Consider the following 18,197-nt stretch of genomic DNA (forward strand, 5'->3'; position numbering starts at 1 on the left):
GGCGCCTGTCCTCGAATCGCGGGTTCCCTCTCCCGTTCGGGAGAGGGGGCAGGGCGGTGCTTCGAACGATCCATGCATAGGCGAAATGCCGAAGTGCGTGAGCACCATGGCCTCGGCGAACGAAGGGCGCGGCGCAGCCATCGTCCTCACGCCGCGATGAACTCGTTCCACTTGCGGACCATGTAGGTGTTCTCGTCCATGACCGCGTTCCAGCAGGCGACCGCGCCCATGCGGGCCTCGAAGGCGCCGCCGTCGCGGGTGGCGCCGGCCTTCTCGAGCAGGCCGCCGTCGGGGCCGTGGATGTCCTTCTCGGCGGGCTTGCCCTCCATCCAGTAGGCCCACTCGTACGGCTCCATCTGGGTCTTGGCGGTCTCGGGCACGGCGGAATAGTAGCCCTGGCGGTTGAGGTAGGCGCCGGCCCAGCCGGAAAGGAACCAGTTGACGAAGTCGTAGGCCGCGTCGAGCTTGCGGCCGGTCAGCGTCTTCGGCAGGCCGAAGCCCGTGGCCCAGGCGCGGTAGCCTTCCTTCAGTGGCTGATAGGTGCAGGCGACCCCCTGCGTGCGCACCTTGGTGACGGCGGGCGACCACATCGACTGGATCACCGTCTCGCCGGACGCCATCAGGTTCACGGATTCGTTGAAGTCCTGCCAAAAGGCGCGGAACTGGCCGGCGCGCTTGGCCTCGATCAGCAGCTTGATCGTGCGGTCGATCTCCGCCTTCGTCATGTTGCCCTTGTCGGCGTAGGTGTAGTCGCCGGTGGCCTCCACCACCATCGCCGCGTCCATGATGCCGATGGAGGGGATGTTGAGAATCGAGGCGCGGCCCTTGAACTCGGGGTTCAGCAGCTCCTTCCAGCTGGTGATCGGGCGCTTGATCAGGTCCGGGCGGATGCCGAGCGTGTCGGCGTTGTAGGTCGTCGGGATCAGGGTGATCCACTCGGTCGGCGATGACGCGAAGGTCTTGCCCGTCTGGCCTTCGAGGTAGAACACCTTCTTCGGCGCGGTGCCCTGGTCGCCGATCGCCTTGCCGGCGATCTCACCCTTGGTGAAGATCGGGGTGATCTTGTCGGCGTTCTTGATCCGGCGCGCATCCATGCCGAGGATGTTGCCCGAGGGGACGATCTTCTTCAGACTGAAGAACTCGGTGTCGATCAGGTCGAAGGAGTTCGGCTGCGTCACCGCGCGCTTCGTCACCTCGTCGGTGACGACCGGGATGTACTCGATCGTGATCCCGAGATCCTCCTTCACCTTCCGGGCGATGTCGCCGGACTGGTTCACGGCGGTGCCGAGGTAGCGCAGCGTCACCGGCTCGGCCGCGTGGACGGCGGGAAATCCGGTGATCGGCCCGGCCGCGAGGGCGGTGCCGGCTCCCTGGAGCAGCGTGCGCCGCGTGAATCTGATGCCGTTGGTCATCGTCGTCCCTTTCTTTTCTTGATGCCGGTCGCCTCAGGCGTCGAGGCGGTGCGCGGCGGCGGGGTCCCAGCCGAGCGCCACGCGGTCGCCCGGCGCCAGCGGGCGGCCGGCGAAGGTCGCGTCGTCGACGACCGCGCTCAGCCCGCCCGGCTCGGTCATCCCGTCCGCCTCGAGCGCCACCTGCACGCTGGCGCCCTGGTACTCGACCGCGAGGACGCGGGCCTGCACGGCGCCGTCGCCGGCCTCGGCCCCGAGCCGCATCCGGTCGGCGCGCACCGCGACCTTGCCCTCGGGCAGGGCGATGACGTTGTGGCCGCCGATGAAGCGGGCGACGAAGGCCGAGGCCGGCCGCTCGAACACCGTGCGCGGGTCGCCGGCCTGCTCGATCTTGCCGCCGTTCATCACCACGACGAGGTCGGAGAGCGCCATCGCCTCCTCCTGGCTGTGGGTGACGTGGATGAAGGTGAGGCCGAGCTCGGCCTGGATGCGCTTGAGCTCCACCCGCATCCGCACCCGGAGGAACGGGTCGAGGGCCGAAAGCGGCTCGTCGAGGAGCAGCACCTTCGGTCCGGTGACCAGCGCGCGGGCGAGCGCCACGCGCTGCTGCTGCCCGCCCGAGAGCTGCGCCGGAAGCCGGTCGGCGAGGTGCCCCATCTGCACGAGGTCGAGCATCGCGTCGGCCTTGGCGCGGCGCTCGGCCTTCGCGACGCCGCGCATCCTGAGCGAGAACGCGACGTTGTCCCGGCAGGTCAGGTGCGGGAACAGCGCGTAGCTCTGGAACATCATCGCCGTGCCGCGCTCCGCGGGCGGCGCGTCACCGACGGCACGCGGGCCGATCACGACCTCGCCGGCGCTGACCGCCTCGTGGCCGCCGATCATCCGCAGCGTCGTGGTCTTGCCGCAGCCCGACGGGCCGAGCAGGCAGCAATAGGCGCCCGACGGGATTTTCAGGTCGATCGCATCGACGGCGAGGGTCGCGCCGTAGCGCTTGGTCAGCCCGATCAGCTCGACGTTCATGCGGTTCCTTCGCCCTGCACCCCTGCGGCGAAACCGGGGAGCAAGCCGCGGGCCATCCCGGCCACGCCGATGCCGGGAAAACGATGCGCCGCCTGCCGCGTCGCGCTCGGGCCCGGAGAATCGGGCATATGCACTCGGCGCATGGACCCGGGCGCATGGAAGCGATGCCCTGCCCGCAGGCGGCCCCGTGCGGGCGCGCTTGTGGCGGCGGCCGCTTCGGTCTAACCCTCGCTGCCCCGAACACCCTGGATGCGAGACGGCCGGAGACGGCGCGTCGGTCAGCGCCCGCCGCCCGCGCGGCGGGTCCGCCGGAGTCCCACGAGTCCCATGTACATCGAACGCAAGGACGCGCCCGCGTCCCCGAAAACGCCCGGCGCCCGGGTCCTCGTGGTCGAGGCGCGCTTCTACGACGGCCTGTCCGACGACCTGCTCGAAGGCGCCCGCGCCGCCATCGCGGCGGCCGAGGCCGAGGCGACGGTCGTGACGGTGCCGGGCGCGCTCGAGATTCCGGCGACGGTGGCGATCCTACTCGCAGCGGCCGAGACGGCCGGCACGCCCTACGACGCCGTGGTGGCTCTGGGCTGCGTCATCCGCGGCGAGACCGGGCATTACGACATCGTCGCCGGCGAGAGCGCGCGCGCGCTGATGGACCTGTCCGTCGACCTGTGCCTGCCGCTCGGCAACGGCATCCTGACGGTGGAGAACGAGGCGCAGGCCCAAGCCCGTGCCCGCGTCTCCGAGATGAACAAGGGCGGCGGCGCGGCCGAGGCGGCACTCGCGGTGCTGGCGCTCAAGCGCGCGGCCGCCGCTGCATGAGAGCCTGACGATCATGACCAAGATCAATCCGCGCAGCGGCGCCCGGCTCTCCGTGGTGCAGGCGCTCTACGACATGGAGATCTCCGGCAAGGGCGTGCTCGACGCGCTCGCCGAGTTCGAGACCTTCTGGCTCGGCAAGGAGATCGATGGCGTGCTGCACCCGGCGGCCGAGCCGGCCTTCTTCCGCGACCTGCTGCGCGGCGTGGTGGAGGAGCAGCGCGCGATCGATCCGCAGATCGACCAGGCGCTGAGCCAGGGCTGGCCGCTCAAGCGCATCGAGGTGGTGCTGCGCGCCATCCTGCGCGCCGGCACCTACGAGCTGATGTTCCGCCGCGACGTTCCGGCCCGTGCCGCCATCTCGGAATACGTCGACGTCGCCCACAGCTTCTACACCGGCGACGAGCCGGGCATGGTCAACGCCGTCCTCGACAAGGTCGCGCGCCAGACCCGCGCGGCGGAACTGGCCGGCGCCAAGCAGGGGTGAGCGTCCGGTGAGCGCATCGCGCCCGACCGAGGACGCGCTGATCGCGCGCTACTTCGCGCCGCTCGCCGGCCCCGGCGCCGATGGCCTGCGCGACGATGCGGCGAGCCTCGCGCCGAGCCCCGGCCACGACCTCGTGCTCACCGCCGACGCGATCGTCTCCGGCGTCCATTACTTTCCCGACGACCCGCCCGGCTCGCTCGCGCGCAAGGCGCTCGGGGTGAACCTCTCCGACATCGCCGCCAAGGGCGCCGCGCCGCGCGGCTTCCTGCTCACGCTGGCTTTGCCGGCGGACTGGACCGAGGCGTGGCTCGCCGCCTTCGCCGAAGGGCTCGGGCAGGCGAGCCGGGCGTCCGGCTGCCCGCTGCTCGGCGGCGACACGGTGCGGTCGGGCGGTCCGGCGCTGATCGGCATCACCGCGATCGGCGAAGTCCCCGCGGGGCGCATCGTGCGCCGTACCACGGCGCGGGTCGGCGACCGGATCTGCGTCAGCGGCACCATCGGCGACGCGGCGCTCGGCCTGCGGATGCGGCTCAAGCCGGATGCCGAATGGGTCCGGGCGCTCGATGGCGCATCGCGCAGCCATCTGGCCGACCGCTACCTGCACCCGCGGCCGCGGCTGGCCCTCGCCGACGCGGTGCTGCGCTTCGCGACCGCGGCGATGGACGTGTCCGACGGGCTCGCCGGCGACCTCGCCAAGATGCTGGCCGGTGCCGGCGCGACGGCGACGATCGACACCGCGGCGCTCCCGCTGTCGCAAGCCGCCGCCCGCGTCGTCGATGGGAGGCCCGACCTCCTCGACGTCGCCGTCACCGGCGGCGACGATTACGAGATCCTCTGCACCGTGGCGCCCGACGACCTCGACGCGTTCCGCCAGGCGGCCTCGCTCGCGGGCGTGCCGGTCGCGGTCCTCGGCACCGTCGCCTCAGGCAGCGGACGGCCCGGCTTTCAAGGTGTCGACGGAGCCACGCGCGTTTTCGCGGCGGGCGCGTTCAGCCATTTCTGAAAAGGTCTCGGAGATCGTCCGGGCCTGAGGCGCCGCGTCGTGCGGCGAGCCCTCGGGCTCGCGGCCGAGCTGGCGCCGGACGTCGTCGATCAGGGTGGCGGCGATGATCGGCGTCCAATGGGCGAGTTCGGCCCGCTGCACCGCCGTGCCGCCGGGATGCGCATCGTCCCGCTCCGCCGGGGCGGAGAGCGAGCGCTGGAGGACCTGAAGCAGCGCGCCGTGCACGGACGGCGGCTGCATGCTGACACGTTCCGCCACCAGGAACTGCACCGCGTTCGTCAGCACCTCGATCGTCGCTGCGAGCTTCACCACCTGATCGCCACTCATCGTCGAGCACCCTTCGTTGATGCAACCGAAGGTAGTGTTCGTCATGGTTAACGGCCGGTAAACGTGCATCCCGCCGCGCGTCGCGGGGTCCGGATCGGACCACGCGCAAAACCCGGCCAACGATGAGCGGGCAGGCCGCAAATCAGAATTCAATGCTCATTGCTGCGTTGCAGCAAGATCTAGTGTCGAAATACAAAAGTGGCGTTTGCGCTCGACCGCGAAGTTTGGCAATCAAGTCTCGCACTTCTGGGAAGGAATGCCGAATCCGAGCCGTTCGTCCGGGCCCAAGGGCCAAGCTCGACAACATCAAGCCGACGCCAGGCATCACGAGAACAAGGGACGGGTGCATGACCGCTTTGCTGCTGATCATCCTGGGCGGGCTGTGCGCCGTCGCCTACGGCATCGTGACGATCAACGACGTGATGAGACGGGACGCCGGCACGCAGCGCATGCAGGAGATCGCCGCCGCGATCGCCGAGGGCGCGCAGGCCTACCTCAAGCGCCAATACGCCACCATCGGCCTCGTCGGCGTCGTGCTGTTCGCGGCTTTGGCCTTCTTCCTCGGGATCAAGGTCGCCATCGGCTTCCTCATCGGCGCGGTCCTGTCCGGGGCGGCCGGCTTCATCGGCATGAACGTCTCGGTGCGTGCCAACGTGCGCACGGCGCAGGCGGCCTCGACGTCGCTCGGCGGCGGCCTCGAGGTCGCGTTCAAGTCGGGCGCCGTAACCGGCATGCTGGTCGCGGGGCTCGCGCTGCTCGGCGTCGCCTTCTACTACCTTTATCTCACCCGCGGGGCCGGCCTGCCGCCGGCCAGCCGCGAGGTCATCGACGCGCTCGTCGCGCTCGGCTTCGGCGCCTCGCTGATCTCGATCTTCGCCCGCCTCGGCGGCGGCATCTTCACCAAGGGCGCCGACGTCGGCGGCGACCTCGTCGGCAAGGTCGAGGCGGGGATCCCGGAGGACGACCCGCGCAACCCCGCCACCATCGCCGACAACGTCGGCGACAACGTCGGCGATTGCGCCGGCATGGCGGCCGACCTGTTCGAGACCTACGCCGTCACCGTCGTTGCCACGATGGTGCTCGCGGCGATCTTCTTCGGCGGGCAGGTCGACGTCGCGGGCCGCAACGTGCTCGAGGCGATGATGATCTATCCGCTCGCCATCGGCTCGGCCTGCATCCTCACCTCGATCGCCGGCACCTACGCCGTGCGGCTCGGGTCGAACCAGTCGATCATGGGGGCACTGTACAAGGGCCTGATCACCGCGGGCGTGCTCTCGGTCGGGGCCATCGCCGCCGTCAACCTCGCCCTGTTCGGCGGTTTCGCGACGCGCTTCACCACCTCCACCGGCGTCAGCTTCACGTCGGGCGGCCTGCTCGGCTGCGCGGTGATCGGCCTCGCGATCACCGCGCTGATCGTGGTCATCACCGAGTACTACACCGGCACGAACTTCCGCCCGGTGAAGTCGATCGCCGACGCCTCGGTCACCGGGCACGGCACCAACGTGATCCAGGGCCTCGCGGTCTCGCTCGAATCGACCGCGCTTCCGGCCCTCGTGATCGTCGGCGGCATTATCTCCACCTATGCGCTGGCGGGGCTGTTCGGCATCGCCATCGCGGTCACGGCGATGCTGGCGCTCGCCGGCTTCATCGTGGCGCTCGACGCCTTCGGCCCGGTCACCGACAACGCCGGCGGCATCGCCGAGATGGCGGGCCTGCCCTCCGAGGTCCGCAAGTCCACCGACGCCCTCGACGCCGTCGGCAACACCACCAAGGCGGTCACCAAGGGCTACGCGATCGGCTCGGCCGGCCTCGGGGCGCTGGTGCTGTTCGCCGCCTACACCTCGGACCTCGACTACTTCATCGCCAACGCCAGCGACACGCAGTACCGCTTCTTCAAGGGCGTCACGGTCGATTTCTCGCTGTCCAACCCCTACGTCGTCGTCGGCCTGCTGATCGGGGGGCTGATCCCGTTCCTGTTCGCCGGCATGGCGATGACGGCCGTGGGCCGGGCGGCCGGCGCCGTGGTCGAGGAGGTCCGCCGCCAGTTCCGGGAGAAGCCGGGGATCATGGCCGGCACCGACCGGCCGGATTTCGGCCGCGCCGTCGACATGCTGACGCGGGCGGCGATCCGCGAGATGATCGTGCCCTCGCTGCTGCCGGTGCTGATGCCGATCGTGCTGTTCTTCGCGATCCAGCTCGTCGCGGGCAAGTCCCAGGCCTTCGCCACGGTCGGCGCGAGCCTGCTCGGCGTGATCCTTACCGGCCTCTACGTGGCGATCTCGATGACCTCGGGCGGCGGCGCCTGGGACAACGCGAAGAAGTACATCGAGGACGGCCATCACGGCGGCAAGGGCTCGGACGCGCACAAGGCGGCCGTCACCGGCGATACCGTCGGCGACCCCTACAAGGACACCGCCGGCCCCGCGGTGAACCCGGCAATCAAGATCACCAACATCATCGCATTGCTGCTGCTGGCGATCCTGGCGCATGCGTGAGGTCGATGCCGGTCGATCCCATCTTCCTCCTCATCCTGAGGTAGCCGCGCGATCGGTCCTCAAAGGAGGCCTCCGGACCGCTCGGCGGCCTCTGGAGGGCGCCTTGGAGGGTTCCGCGTCGCTGCGGCACCTCGGGATGAGGTGTGGTCTCGGATGCGGGGCGGATCCGACGGACTTCAAGCAACCGTCCCGATCGCCTCGCAGCGAAACGCGCCGTACGCGCCGCGGGCCAGGCGCTCGGCCAGGGCCGGCATGAACAGCGCGGCTTCCTCCGCCAGGCGCCAGGGCGGGTTGACCACGATCAGGCCGTTGCCGGTGAGCCGCGTGTCGTCGGGCCGGTCGATCATGAGGTCGAGGCGGAGCGCCGGGCGGGTCAGGGCGCCGTCCAGCGCGGCGACCATGCGGTCGACGGCGGCGAGGTTTTTGATCGGGTACCAGGCCAGGAACACGCCGGTCGGCCACTTCGCCACCGCCCGGGCCAGATGGGCGCCGAGCCGGTCGACCTCGCCCGGCACCTCGTAGGGCGGGTCGATCAGGACGAGCCCGCGGCGCTCGGGCGGCGGGATCATCGCGTTGAGGGCGGTCCAGCCGTCAAGGTGCAGCACCTTGGTGCGGGCGTGACCGTTGAAGCGCTCGCGCAGCACCGCGTGGTCCTCGGGATGCAGCTCGACGAACACGCCCTGGTCCTCGGCCCGCAGGAACTCGCGGATCAGCGCCGGCGAGCCGGGATAGGTGGTGGCGCCGTGGCGCGCCCGGACCGCGGCGACCGCGGCGCGGTAGGGGGCAAGCAGATCCTCCACGGCCTGCGGAAACGGGTCGTCGAGGCGTCCCCAGCCGTCGACCCACTCGGCGGTGCGCCCGGCCTCTTCGGCGGTGAGGTCGTAGAAGCCGAGGCCCGCATGGGTGTCGATCGCCCGATAGGGCGCCGGCTTGAGGCCGAGATGCGCGAGCACCCGCGTCAGCACAAGGTGCTTGAGCACGTCCGCGAAGTTGCCGGCATGGAAGGCGTGGCGATAGTTCATGACGGACGATCAAGCGGATCCGGCGGCCCGGGTCCAGCCGTCGGACCCCGAATCCGCCGAAAAGGCTCAGCGCGCGGCGCCGACCGTGATCTCGGGCGCGCGGCAATTGCCGCGCGCGACCTCCGGGCAGGCGGCGAACCCGCGCAGGTCCTTGGTGAAGCAGATCCGCACGTCCTGGAGCTGCCCGCGGGCGCAGGACACCGCCATCATGTCCGGCCGCAAGCCGGGGTTCGCGGTCACGAACTGCCGCGCGATCTCGATCGGCGCCAGGCGGCGCTCCGAACCCGAGGTCTTGAGGTCGTCGGGGATGGTCACCGCCAGGCGCGCCGTGCGGGCGGCGTTGAAGTAGGCGGTCGGGTCGAGGCCGGAGCAGGTGCCGTGCTTGCGCCACTCGTAGCGGGCGAGCCCCTCGCTCGGGTAGACCTGGCCGGCGACCTCCATGGCCTGCGGCGTCGGCGAGCGCTGCACGGCCGAGCAGTTCTGCGGGTAGCCGCGGGTGTATTGCGGCCACAGCCCGTGCACGACGAAGCCGAGGCCGCGCCCGGCGGCGCATTGGCGGTCGTCGCGCTGGCCGGCGGTCTCGCAGTAGGTCGGGGACCAGGACAGGGCCAGGACGTAGAAGTCGAAGCCGCCGGGCGTGTCGTTGCCGCGGCCGAAGCCGCCGTAATCCTGCGCCTGCGCGCTTCCGGCGGCCAGCAGGGCCGCCAGGGCGAGGCCGGCACGCGTCACGGGCGCGCCATGCGGCAGGCGGTGGCGTAGGCGTAGCTCAGGTCGCGGTCGAGGCCGTGGACGCAGAGCTCGACGCCCCAGGTCGCGCCGATGATGCCGAGGCTCTCGCGCACGGAGTAGTCGACCTTGCGGCGGACGCCGTCCGAGGTGGTCGCGGTCGCGGTGCAGAATCGACGTGGGATGAAATCGAGGCCCCACGGTCGCCACGCCGTCCGCTCGATCGTGTCGTAGGCTACGATCGTCAGGGACGAGTTCCAGAACTTCGCCTCCTTCTCGGCGAACTGCGTCGAGACCTTCTCCAGCACGCTCGAATCCTGGCAGGCCGGGATGTTGGCGTCGAAGGGGAAGGCGCGCTCCTCGGAAGGCTCGATGTCCTCCCGCGCCGAGCGGGCGAAGGCCGGCTGCAGGCAGCCGGCGAGGATGAGGCCGACGCCCAAAGCGACGGAGACGGCGTTCAAGCGCATGGCGGGTGCTTTCCGCGTGTTGTCCTGCATCCGGGGACGATGGCCCGGGGCACGCTCAAGTCAAGCCGGACGACCCGTCCGGCCACGCTTTCGCGGGCCGGTGGCGCACGGGAGGCACACCCGCCGGCCGGGTGACGCTCAGTAGATCGGCCCCGACGCCAGCCCGGGCGCGGCGAGCGAGAGCGGCTCCTCGGAACCGCCACCCACGTTTTCCTCCGGCAAGGCCGCCGCGACGCGGGGCGCGGGACGTGACGGAAGCGGGCGCGGCGCCGGGGCCGAGGCGTAGGCCGAGAGCGCCGCCGGCCGGGCGGGCGCGCGGGCGACCTGTGTCGGGCTGGCGGCCCGGGACATCGGCGTCGCGCCGTAGGGATCGTCCTCCTCGATATCCACCGGGGCCTGCGGCGGCGCCGGCTGGCGCTCGGGCGGGCGGGGGCGGGACATCGGCCGCGGGCTGTCCGAGCCGAGCTGTGGCGTGAACTTGATCAGCGGCTGGCAGATCCGCTTCAGCCCGCGCGGGTCGTGGCGCGCCAGGTCGACGTGGATGTGGTCGTAGTGGAACACGTTGGAGCCGGGCGCCAGCACGGTGGTGAAGCGCTGGCAGGCCCCGATGAAGACCTCGCGCAGGAAGCCCTGCTCGGCCTCCGTGCCGCGCCAGCCGCCCTTGACGGTGATGACGTAGCCGTCGGCGAGCTTGAACGACATCACGTCGATGGCGTTGCCGAAGGAATGCTCGGACAGCTTGGCGCCGACCTGGTTGTTGCGCCCGCGGCAGGCGTAGGAGCCGGCGTTGATCTCGGCGACCGGCTGGCCGAAATACAGGTTCGCCGCCGGCTGGATCGTGTCGGCGAGCCAGGCTTCGGCTTCCGCGAGCGCCGGGCAGCCGAGCGTCATGCGCTGCTTTAGGACCACGGCGCCGCCGCCGAGCCGCGTCACCCGGAACGGCTGCGTCATGCCGCAGGGGCCGGGCCCGTCGATCTCCTTGGACGGGACGACGAACTCGGTCGGCTCGACGAGCTTCTTGGCCAGGCACACCTGCTCCGCCTGGTCGCGCCAGGCGTCGCGGCGCTCAAACTTGTTGATCGCACAGCCGGTGAGCCCCGCGCCGAACAGCGCAAGGGCGGAGAATGCGAGAACGCTACGCCACATGACGCGGAGAATGATCACGGACGCGTAAACGCGATGCTAACGCTGCCGCCTTCGCGGCGGGGCCTTGCGCATGCTACGCCCCGGGCACCGCCGGCCGGGCCTTCGCGCATCCGCGCACGAAACCTGCACCGGCGCCCGCGGCGGTCGTCGTCGGACCCGCCCCGGAACCGGCGGCCTTCGCGATGGGCCCTCAAGTCAAGGACGCGTGATGCTTTCGTTGGTCGACCTGCGCCGCCGCATCGAAGCCGGCACCCTCACGCCGGAGGGCGCAATCCGCCTGTCGCAGGAGGCGATCCTCGCGCGCGATCCGGTGGTGCGCGCCACCGTCGTCACCGATCCCGCGCCCGCCGTCACCGATGCCGGGCCGCTCGCCGGGATCGCGGTGGGCGTCAAGGACATCATCGACACCGCCGCGATGCCGACGCAGATGGGCTCGCCGATCTACGACGGCTGGCGCCCGAAGGCCGACGCCGCCATCGTCATGCGGCTCAAGGCGCTGGGCGCGGTGGCGCTGGCCAAGACCACGACCTCGCCCTTCGCCAGCGTCGATCCGACCGAGACCACGAACCCGCACGATTCGAACCACACGCCCGGCGGCTCCTCGGCGGGCTCCGCCGCCGCGGTCGGGGCCGGGATGCTGCCGCTGGCCCTCGGCACCCAGACCGGCGGCTCGGTGATCCGGCCGGCGAGCTTCTGCGGCTGCGCCGCGATCAAGCCGTCGTTCCGGCTGCTGCCGACGGTGGGCGTGAAGACGTTCTCGTGGGCCCTCGACACGCTCGGCCTGTTCGGGGCCGGCATCGGCGACGTCGCCCACGCGCTGGCGCTGATCGCCGGCCGTCCGGCGATCGACCTCGGCGGCACCGCGCCCGGCACGCCGCGGGTCATGGTCGTGACGCAGGACTACGCCGAAGCCCCGGCGCCCGAGGCGCAAGGAGCGCTCGACCGTGCGCGGCAGGCGGCCGAGCGCGCGGGCGCGCTGGTGCGCGACTTCGCGCTGCCGGCGGAGTTCGCCGCGGCGTTCGAGAGCCACGGGACGATCCAGGATTTCGAGGCGCGCCAGGCGCTGGCCTGGGAATACGCCCACCATCGCGACGCCCTGAGCCCGCGGCTCGGTCCGCAGCTCGACGCCGCGCAGGGGCTCGACGCGGCCGCCTACGACGACGCCCGCCGCAAGGCGCACCGGGCGCGGCGCCTGCTGAAGACGCTGTTCTCGGATTTCGACGCGATCCTGACCTATTCGGCCCCCGGCTTCGCGCCGCGGACGCTGGCCTCGACGGGCGACGCCCGCTTCAACCGCCTGTGGACGCTGATGGGCGTGCCCTGCGTGAACGTGCCGGTGCCGGGGGACGGACTGCCCGTCGGCGTGCAGGTGATCGCCCGGTTCGGCGACGACGGGCGGGCCCTCGCCGTCGCCGCGATGATCGAGGGCGCCCTGGAACGGTAGGGCGCCCACAGCGCGTCAGACGGTGGCGTCCTCGCCGAGCGTGTCCTCGACGTAGAGCTGCTCCAGCAGCACCTTGATCACCGCCATCATCGGCAGGGCCAGCGCGATGCCCCACAGGCCGAAGATCACGCCGAGCACGAGCTGCCCGGCGAAGATCGTCGCCGGCGGGATGTCGAGGGCGCGCTTCTGGATGAACGGCGTCAGCCCGTAGCTCTCCAGGCACTGCACCAGCAGGTAGACGCCGAGCGCGCCGAGCAGCGCGTTCACCCCCGAGGCGAGGCTCGCCAGCAGGATGATCACGCCGGCGACGAGCGGACCCACCGTCGGCACGAAGGCCAGCAGGCCGGCCTGGAGCCCGAGAATCAGCGAGCCGCCGATGCCGAGGAAGGCGAGGCCGCCCCAGATGCACAGGAAGATCACCGTCATCGTGATGAGCTGGCCGAACAGCCAATGCCGCAGGGTCTCGCCGGCCCCGTCGAGCACCTTCGACCAGCGATCGCGCTTCCTGGGCGGGATGAAGCGCAGCACCCCGTCGCGGTAGCTCGCCGGATCGGCGGCGAAGGACAGGCCGAGGAAGACGATCACCAGCACGTTGCCGAGCGCGCTGAACAGCCCGATGATCACCGCCGCCGCCGGGCCCAGAACGTTGCCCGCATCCGACAGGAGCGAGCCCGGGCTCTTGATCGCGCTCGAGGCGAGGCCGCCGAGGCCTTCCGGCTTCTTGTCGTCGTCCTTGGGCGCGGGCTTCTCGTCCTTGCCCTTGCCGTCCGGCCCGCCGACGGAGTCGAGGATCGGCAGGTCGATGCCGTAGGACGACAGCCACGACGTGAGCGTGCCCGCCTGGCTCTTGATCGTCTGGCCGAGGTCGCGCCCCTGCTGCACCACGGTCGCGCCGCCGAAGCCGATCAGGCCGATGGCCGCCGCCGCGACCGCGAGGCTGGCGATCGTCAGCCGCAGGCCGCGGGGCAGGGGCAGGACGTGGCCGAGGCCACGGGTCAGCCCGTCGAGGAAGACGCCGAGGAGCACTCCGGCGAAGACCAGGAACAGCGTCGCCACCGACATCCAGGCCAGCGCCAGCAGCGCCACGAACGACACCACCGCGATGCCGGATGCGGCGAGCGGCAGCGTCCCTCGCCAGGGGCCGACGGGCCCGGCGAACGCTTCGGTCTTGGGTTCGGCCATGTCGTCCTTCGAAACTGGTGCGGCGTCGGCGCTCACGAGCGCCCCCGCGCCGCCCGGGTCAACCCTCGGGCGCCGCCTCTGCACCGAGGATCGCGGCCCAGCGCGCGGCGGCCGCGTCGTCCGCCTCCGCCGCCTCGACCCAACCGCCGGTGGTCCCGTCGACGAGATGCTCGCGCTTCCAGAACGGGGCGCGCGTCTTGAGGTAGTCCATCAGGAAGCTCGCCGCCTCGAAGGCCGCGACGCGGTGGCTCGATGCGGTGAGCACCAGCACGATGCCCGCGCCCGGCGCGACGCGGCCGTAGCGATGGATCACCCGGACCGCCTTGAGCGGCCAGCGCGCTTCGGCCGCCGCCGCCACGCGCCCGATTTCGGCTTCGGCCATGCCGGGATAATGCTCGAGCTCCAGCGCCGTCAGCCGGCCGCCCTCGTCGCGGCACAGGCCGGTGAAGGTGACGACCGCGCCGGCGCGACCGGCGAGCCGCGCGTTCAGCGCGTCGATCTCGGCGGCGACGTCGAAGGGCTCGGCCTGGATGCTGACGGAGGGCAGGGAAGCAGCGGGCATCGGTCTCTCATCGCGGCAACGCGGGTGACGGCGGCGTGACGACGAAACACGCTTGCGCCTGACTCGGCCACCGCCTGCGCCTATATGGCATATCGGCTCGCTCCCCGCGGGGGGCAGCCGATCCGCGCCGAAGGACGAAGACGTGACGCCTGAACTGATCCTGCCCTACGATGGCGTCCTGCCGGAATTCGCGAGCCGCCCCGTCTGGTGCGGGCGCGGCAGCACGGCGATCGGCGCCGTCCGCCTCGGCAGCCAGGCCTGGATCGGCGACGACGGCGTGATCCGCGCCGACGGGCAGCCGGTGACGCTCGGCGACCGGTTCTGGCTCGGCCACCGCTCCACCGTCCACATCGCGACCTTCACCCACGGCACCCGCGTCGGCGACCGGGTCACGGTCGGGCGCAACAGCGTGGTTCATGCCTGCACGGTCGGGTCCGACGTGGTGATCGAGGACGACGTGGTGATCCTCGACGGGGCGAGCGTCGGCGACGGCGTCGTGATCGAGGCCGGCGCGACGGTGTTTCCGCGCGCCCAGCTCGCCGGCGGCTTCGTCTACGCCGGCAGCCCGGCCAAGCCGCAGCGCCCGATCGATCGGGCCGAGATCGACGAGCGCGCCGAGCGCCTGCGCGAGGCCGCGGGCGATCCGGCCGCGGTCGCCGCCGGCGACCCGCCCGAGGTCGACGAGACGGTCTACGTCGCCAGCACGGCCCGCATCCGCGGCCGCGTCGGGCTCGGCGCCGGATCGAGCGTGCTGTTCTCGTGCGACCTCCATGCCGAGGTCGGGCCGATCGTGGTCGGCGCCGACACCAACATCCAGGACAACACGGTGATCCGCACCCGAGGGGAGGGCGTCGTCATCGGCCGCGACACCACGATCGGCCACAACGTCCGCATCGGCGACAGCCGCATCGGCGCCCGCTCGCTGATCGGCATCGGCGCGACGGTCGCGCCCGGCACGGTGATCGCCGACGACGTCATGCTCGCCGCAGGGGCCACTACCGATCCCGGCCAGCTGCTCGAGGGCGGCTATCTCTGGGGCGGCCGCCCAGCCCGCATCCTCGGCCCGCTCGATGCCGACAAGCGCGCGATGATGGTGCGCATCGTCGAGGGCTACTGCGAGCACGGGCGCGAGTACCGCAAGGCCGAGGCCGGGCAGGGGTGAGCTTGCGTCGCGCGCGTCGCGATAATTGAAGACGCGCCATGGTCTTCGAGAGGGCCCTGACGCGTCCGCGCGTGCCGGTTCGAACGGCGAGAAGCCCCAGGCCCACCACGCCTACGATAGTCGCACATCACAAACGGTCGCTGAAGAGCGCGCCTTCCCCCCCCCTCTGCGGGGGAGAGTGGGCCTCGCGTCAGCGAGGGTCGGGAGAGGGGAGCGCCGTATCCGGACAGCGCGCTCCCCTCTCCCGACCCGCTGCGCGGGCCACCCTCCCCCGCAGAGGGGGGAGGGGAGACACGTGTCATTTCTTCGCTACGTCAGCCTGGACGGAAAAGGTGCCCGCATCTCGTTCGTTCGCTCGCGTCGGTGAATGACGACGCGACCAGCCGCCATCGAGGCCGCGTCAATCCTCCAGCCCGATCAGCTGGAAGCTGGTGTGCAGGTCGTTGGACATCGGCACGTTCAGCCGCTCGCCGTTCGGCAGGCGCTTGAGGAACCAGCGCTCGTAGGTCCAGCGCAGCTCGCGGCTTTCGGCCAGCCGCGCGAAGGTCGCGGCGACGGCGCCCGCCATCTCCGGGTCGTCCTTGCGGAACATGATGCCGTAGGGCTCGAACGACAGCTTGTCCGGCAGCACCGTGTACTTCGCGCCGTCGGCGGAATCGTTGGCGATCAGGCCGTAGAGCAGGATGTCGTCGGTGGCGAAGGCGTCGGCGCGGCCGTCCTTGACCATGGCGTAGGATTCCGCGTGGTCCTTTCCGCTCAGGATCTCGGCCTGCAGCTTGAGCTTGGCGAGGATGTCGCGGACGGCGGCCTCGTTGGTGGTGCCGGCGGTGACCACGACCTTCTTGCCGCCGAGGTCGCGATAGGACGTGATCGGCGAGGCCCGGGCCACGAGGAGCTTCGTCGCGCTGATGAAGGTCACCGGCGAGAACGCGACCGTGCGGCGGCGCTCGGCGTTGGCGGTGGTGGAGCCGCATTCGAGATCGACCTTGCCGCCGGACACCGCCGCGAACCGCGTCTCGGAGGTCACCGGCTCGTAGCGCACCTTCAGGTCGGTGCGTCCGGTCTCGCGGCCGATCTCGTCGACGATCTCGCCGCAGAGGTCGATCGCGTAGCCGATCGGGCGCGGGCTGCCGTCGGCCTGCTTGCCCTCGACGAAGGAGAACGGGACCGAGCTGGTGCGATAGCCGATCACCACCTCGCCCTTCGCGGCGATGGTCTTCAGTGAGCCGGTGAGAACGTCGACCGCGCCCGCAGGCCCCGCGATCGCCAGCAGCCCCGCCGCCAACGCCGCCGTCACCGTGCCTGACGCCATCGCGAAACTCCTGATCCGGGCAGCGGGAAGAGATCGGGACCGGCGGCCGGCCCCGGATCGGACGACCGCCTACTCGGCCGCCGCCACGGCGCCGACGTGGTCGAGGCGCTGGTCGCTCGTCGAGAGCTGCCCCTCCCACTTGGCAACGGCCACGGTGGCGATGCTGTTGCCGAGCACGTTGGTGGCCGAGCGGCCCATGTCGAGGAACTGGTCGATGCCGATGATCAGCAGCAGCCCGGCTTCGGGGATGTTGAACTGCGTCAGCGTCGCCGAGATCACGACGAGCGAGGCGCGCGGCACGCCGGCCATGCCCTTCGAGGTCACCATCAGCAGGAACAGCATCGTCAGCTGCTGACCCCAGGTGAGGGGGATGTTGTAAGCCTGCGCGATGAACATCACCGCGAAGGTGCAGTACATCATCGAGCCGTCGAGGTTGAACGAGTAGCCCATCGGCAGCACGAACGAGGTGATGCGGTTGGGCACGCCGAACTGCTCGAGGTTCGTCAGCATCTTCGGGTAGGCCGCCTCGCTCGACGCGGTCGAGAAGGCGAGCACGAACGGCTCCTTGATCAGGTTGAACAGCCGCTTGATCCCGGCTCCGCCGAGCAGCAGGAAGCCGACGCCCATGAGCGCGCCCCAGAGCACGCCCAGCCCGATGTAGAACTCGACCAGGAACTTGCCGTAGGTCACCAGCACGCCGATGCCCTGCGTGGTGATCGTCGCCGCGATCGCCGCGAACACCGCGACGGGGGCGAACAGCATCACGTAGCCGGTGACCTTGAGCATCACGTCGGCGAGGCCCTCGATGCCCTTGGCCAGGAACGCGCCCTTCTCGCCGAGCGCGGCGAGCGCCACGCCGAAGAAGATCGAGAACACGACGATCTGCAGGATCTCGTTGTTGGCCATCGCCTCGACCGCGCTCTTGGGCACGAGGTGGGTGACGAACTCCTTCAGAGACAGCGAGGCCGCCTTGAGGCCGGTGCCGGCGCCGACGTCGGGCAGCGGCAGGTTCAGGTTGTGGCCGGGCTGCATGATGTTGACGAGCACGAGGCCGAGCATCAGCGAGCAGAACGAGGCGCCGACGAACCACAGCAGCGCCTTGCCGCCGACGCGGCCGACGCTGGCGGTGTCGCCGAGATGGGCGATGCCGACGACGAGCGTCGAGAACACGAGCGGGGCGATGATCATCTTGATCAGCCGCAGGAAGATGTCGCTGATCAGCACGATGTAGCCGGCGATCTCCTTGGAGGTCTGCGGGTCCGGCCAGGTGATGCTGCACAGGTATCCGACGACGATGCCGAGCAGCATCCCGACGAAGATCAAGGTGGTCAGCCGCGAACCTGTCATCGGGAACTCCTGGGCGTAAGCGAGCCGGCACGAGACTTCGCGTTAACGAATGTGAAGCAGGAAGCGCGCCATGCGCAAGCGCCCAGGACGGTTTAATCCGTGGGTCCGCGACTTTTGTTTTTCGCGGGGATTGGATTTTCCGGCGTGGCGTTTTCGTCGCGCCGAGGGCTATGCTCCGGCACGGGCGCCGCCGGTTGCGGTTGAGGGGCGTCGCACGGTGTGGCGGCGGCGCCGCTCGTGCGGTACGGGACTTGCGCGTCCGGGATCTGCCGG

Annotated in this window: 17 protein-coding genes; 6 read left to right on the forward strand and 11 right to left on the reverse strand. The window is 70.9% G+C overall.

All coding sequences use genetic code 11. The features are described from left to right. Positions 1-146: 146 nt before the first annotated feature. Both MKK68_RS22260 and MKK68_RS22265 read right to left on the reverse strand, forming a co-directional pair. Complete coding sequence (locus tag MKK68_RS22260; RefSeq protein ID WP_244032962.1) at positions 147-1,412, reverse strand: PotD/PotF family extracellular solute-binding protein; 1,266 nt, start codon at positions 1,410-1,412, stop codon at positions 147-149. 33 nt (positions 1,413-1,445) lie between these two features. Then, positions 1,446-2,429 (reverse strand): ABC transporter ATP-binding protein, encoded by a 984-nt coding sequence (locus MKK68_RS22265; protein ID WP_147842578.1) that lies wholly within the window; start codon positions 2,427-2,429, stop codon positions 1,446-1,448. Between the two features lie 327 nt (positions 2,430-2,756). On the opposite strand from MKK68_RS22265, the gene ribH reads away from it, so the two are divergent. The 3 genes from ribH to thiL are packed head-to-tail and all read left to right on the forward strand — an operon-like array spanning position 2,757 to position 4,732. Next, the gene (ribH, locus tag MKK68_RS22270) at positions 2,757-3,245 is read left to right on the forward strand and encodes a 6,7-dimethyl-8-ribityllumazine synthase (protein ID WP_244032963.1); all 489 of its coding nucleotides are present in this window, start codon (positions 2,757-2,759) and stop codon (positions 3,243-3,245) included. Positions 3,246-3,258: 13 nt separating this feature from the next. Then, positions 3,259-3,729, forward strand: a complete 471-nt coding sequence (nusB, locus tag MKK68_RS22275) for a transcription antitermination factor NusB (RefSeq protein WP_147859651.1) — start codon at positions 3,259-3,261, stop codon at positions 3,727-3,729. 7 nt (positions 3,730-3,736) lie between these two features. Next, complete coding sequence (gene thiL / locus MKK68_RS22280; protein WP_244032964.1) at positions 3,737-4,732, forward strand: thiamine-phosphate kinase; 996 nt, start codon at positions 3,737-3,739, stop codon at positions 4,730-4,732. On the opposite strand, the gene MKK68_RS22285 is transcribed toward thiL, so the two are convergent. Next, a complete protein-coding gene (locus MKK68_RS22285) occupies positions 4,652-5,128 on the reverse strand; it encodes a hypothetical protein (protein ID WP_244032965.1) in 477 nt (158 codons plus the stop codon). The two genes, thiL and MKK68_RS22285, sit on opposite strands and share 81 nt — an antisense overlap. A gap of 278 nt (positions 5,129-5,406) precedes the next feature. Between MKK68_RS22285 and MKK68_RS22290 the strand changes: the two genes are divergently transcribed. Then, positions 5,407-7,554, forward strand: coding sequence for a sodium-translocating pyrophosphatase (locus MKK68_RS22290; RefSeq protein WP_244032966.1), 2,148 nt, complete (start codon positions 5,407-5,409; stop codon positions 7,552-7,554). Positions 7,555-7,730: 176 nt separating this feature from the next. On the opposite strand, the gene MKK68_RS22295 is transcribed toward MKK68_RS22290, so the two are convergent. From MKK68_RS22295 to MKK68_RS22310, 4 genes are all read right to left on the reverse strand, one after another. Then, positions 7,731-8,576, reverse strand: coding sequence for a 23S rRNA (adenine(2030)-N(6))-methyltransferase RlmJ (locus MKK68_RS22295; RefSeq protein WP_244032967.1), 846 nt, complete (start codon positions 8,574-8,576; stop codon positions 7,731-7,733). A 66-nt stretch (positions 8,577-8,642) separates the two neighbouring features. After that, positions 8,643-9,305 carry a ribonuclease T2 family protein gene (locus tag MKK68_RS22300; RefSeq protein WP_147860168.1) on the reverse strand — a complete coding sequence of 221 codons (663 nt, stop codon included), beginning with the start codon at positions 9,303-9,305 and terminating at the stop codon, positions 8,643-8,645. After that, positions 9,302-9,769 (reverse strand): hypothetical protein, encoded by a 468-nt coding sequence (locus tag MKK68_RS22305; RefSeq protein ID WP_244032968.1) that lies wholly within the window; start codon positions 9,767-9,769, stop codon positions 9,302-9,304. Before MKK68_RS22305 ends, MKK68_RS22300 begins: the two co-directional genes overlap by 4 nt. A 138-nt stretch (positions 9,770-9,907) precedes the next feature. Further along, positions 9,908-10,915 (reverse strand): extensin family protein, encoded by a 1,008-nt coding sequence (locus MKK68_RS22310; RefSeq protein ID WP_244032969.1) that lies wholly within the window; start codon positions 10,913-10,915, stop codon positions 9,908-9,910. Between the two features lie 208 nt (positions 10,916-11,123). On the opposite strand from MKK68_RS22310, the gene MKK68_RS22315 reads away from it, so the two are divergent. Beyond that, positions 11,124-12,359, forward strand: coding sequence for an amidase (locus MKK68_RS22315; RefSeq protein ID WP_243936814.1), 1,236 nt, complete (start codon positions 11,124-11,126; stop codon positions 12,357-12,359). Between the two features lie 15 nt (positions 12,360-12,374). Here the strand turns inward: MKK68_RS22315 and MKK68_RS22320 are convergent, their stop codons facing one another. Both MKK68_RS22320 and MKK68_RS22325 read right to left on the reverse strand, forming a co-directional pair. Then, positions 12,375-13,541, reverse strand: coding sequence for an AI-2E family transporter (locus tag MKK68_RS22320; RefSeq protein WP_244032970.1), 1,167 nt, complete (start codon positions 13,539-13,541; stop codon positions 12,375-12,377). Between the two features lie 58 nt (positions 13,542-13,599). Further along, a complete protein-coding gene (locus MKK68_RS22325; RefSeq protein WP_244032971.1) occupies positions 13,600-14,103 on the reverse strand; it encodes a molybdenum cofactor biosynthesis protein MoaE in 504 nt (167 codons plus the stop codon). 142 nt (positions 14,104-14,245) lie between these two features. Here MKK68_RS22325 and MKK68_RS22330 point away from each other — a divergent pair, with 142 nt between their 5' ends. Further along, on the forward strand, positions 14,246-15,265 hold the full coding sequence (locus MKK68_RS22330; protein WP_147842266.1) for a gamma carbonic anhydrase family protein: 1,020 nt from the start codon (positions 14,246-14,248) through the stop codon (positions 15,263-15,265). A gap of 400 nt (positions 15,266-15,665) precedes the next feature. On the opposite strand, the gene MKK68_RS22335 is transcribed toward MKK68_RS22330, so the two are convergent. Beyond that, entirely contained in the window at positions 15,666-16,577 is a 912-nt protein-coding gene (locus MKK68_RS22335) for an amino acid ABC transporter substrate-binding protein (RefSeq protein WP_244032972.1), read from the reverse strand. Between the two features lie 69 nt (positions 16,578-16,646). Then, positions 16,647-17,924, reverse strand: coding sequence for a dicarboxylate/amino acid:cation symporter (locus MKK68_RS22340; RefSeq protein WP_244032973.1), 1,278 nt, complete (start codon positions 17,922-17,924; stop codon positions 16,647-16,649). Between the last annotated feature and the right edge of the window lie 273 nt (positions 17,925-18,197).

This window comes from Methylobacterium sp. E-016, from assembly GCF_022829745.1.
Classification (GTDB): domain Bacteria; phylum Pseudomonadota; class Alphaproteobacteria; order Rhizobiales; family Beijerinckiaceae; genus Methylobacterium.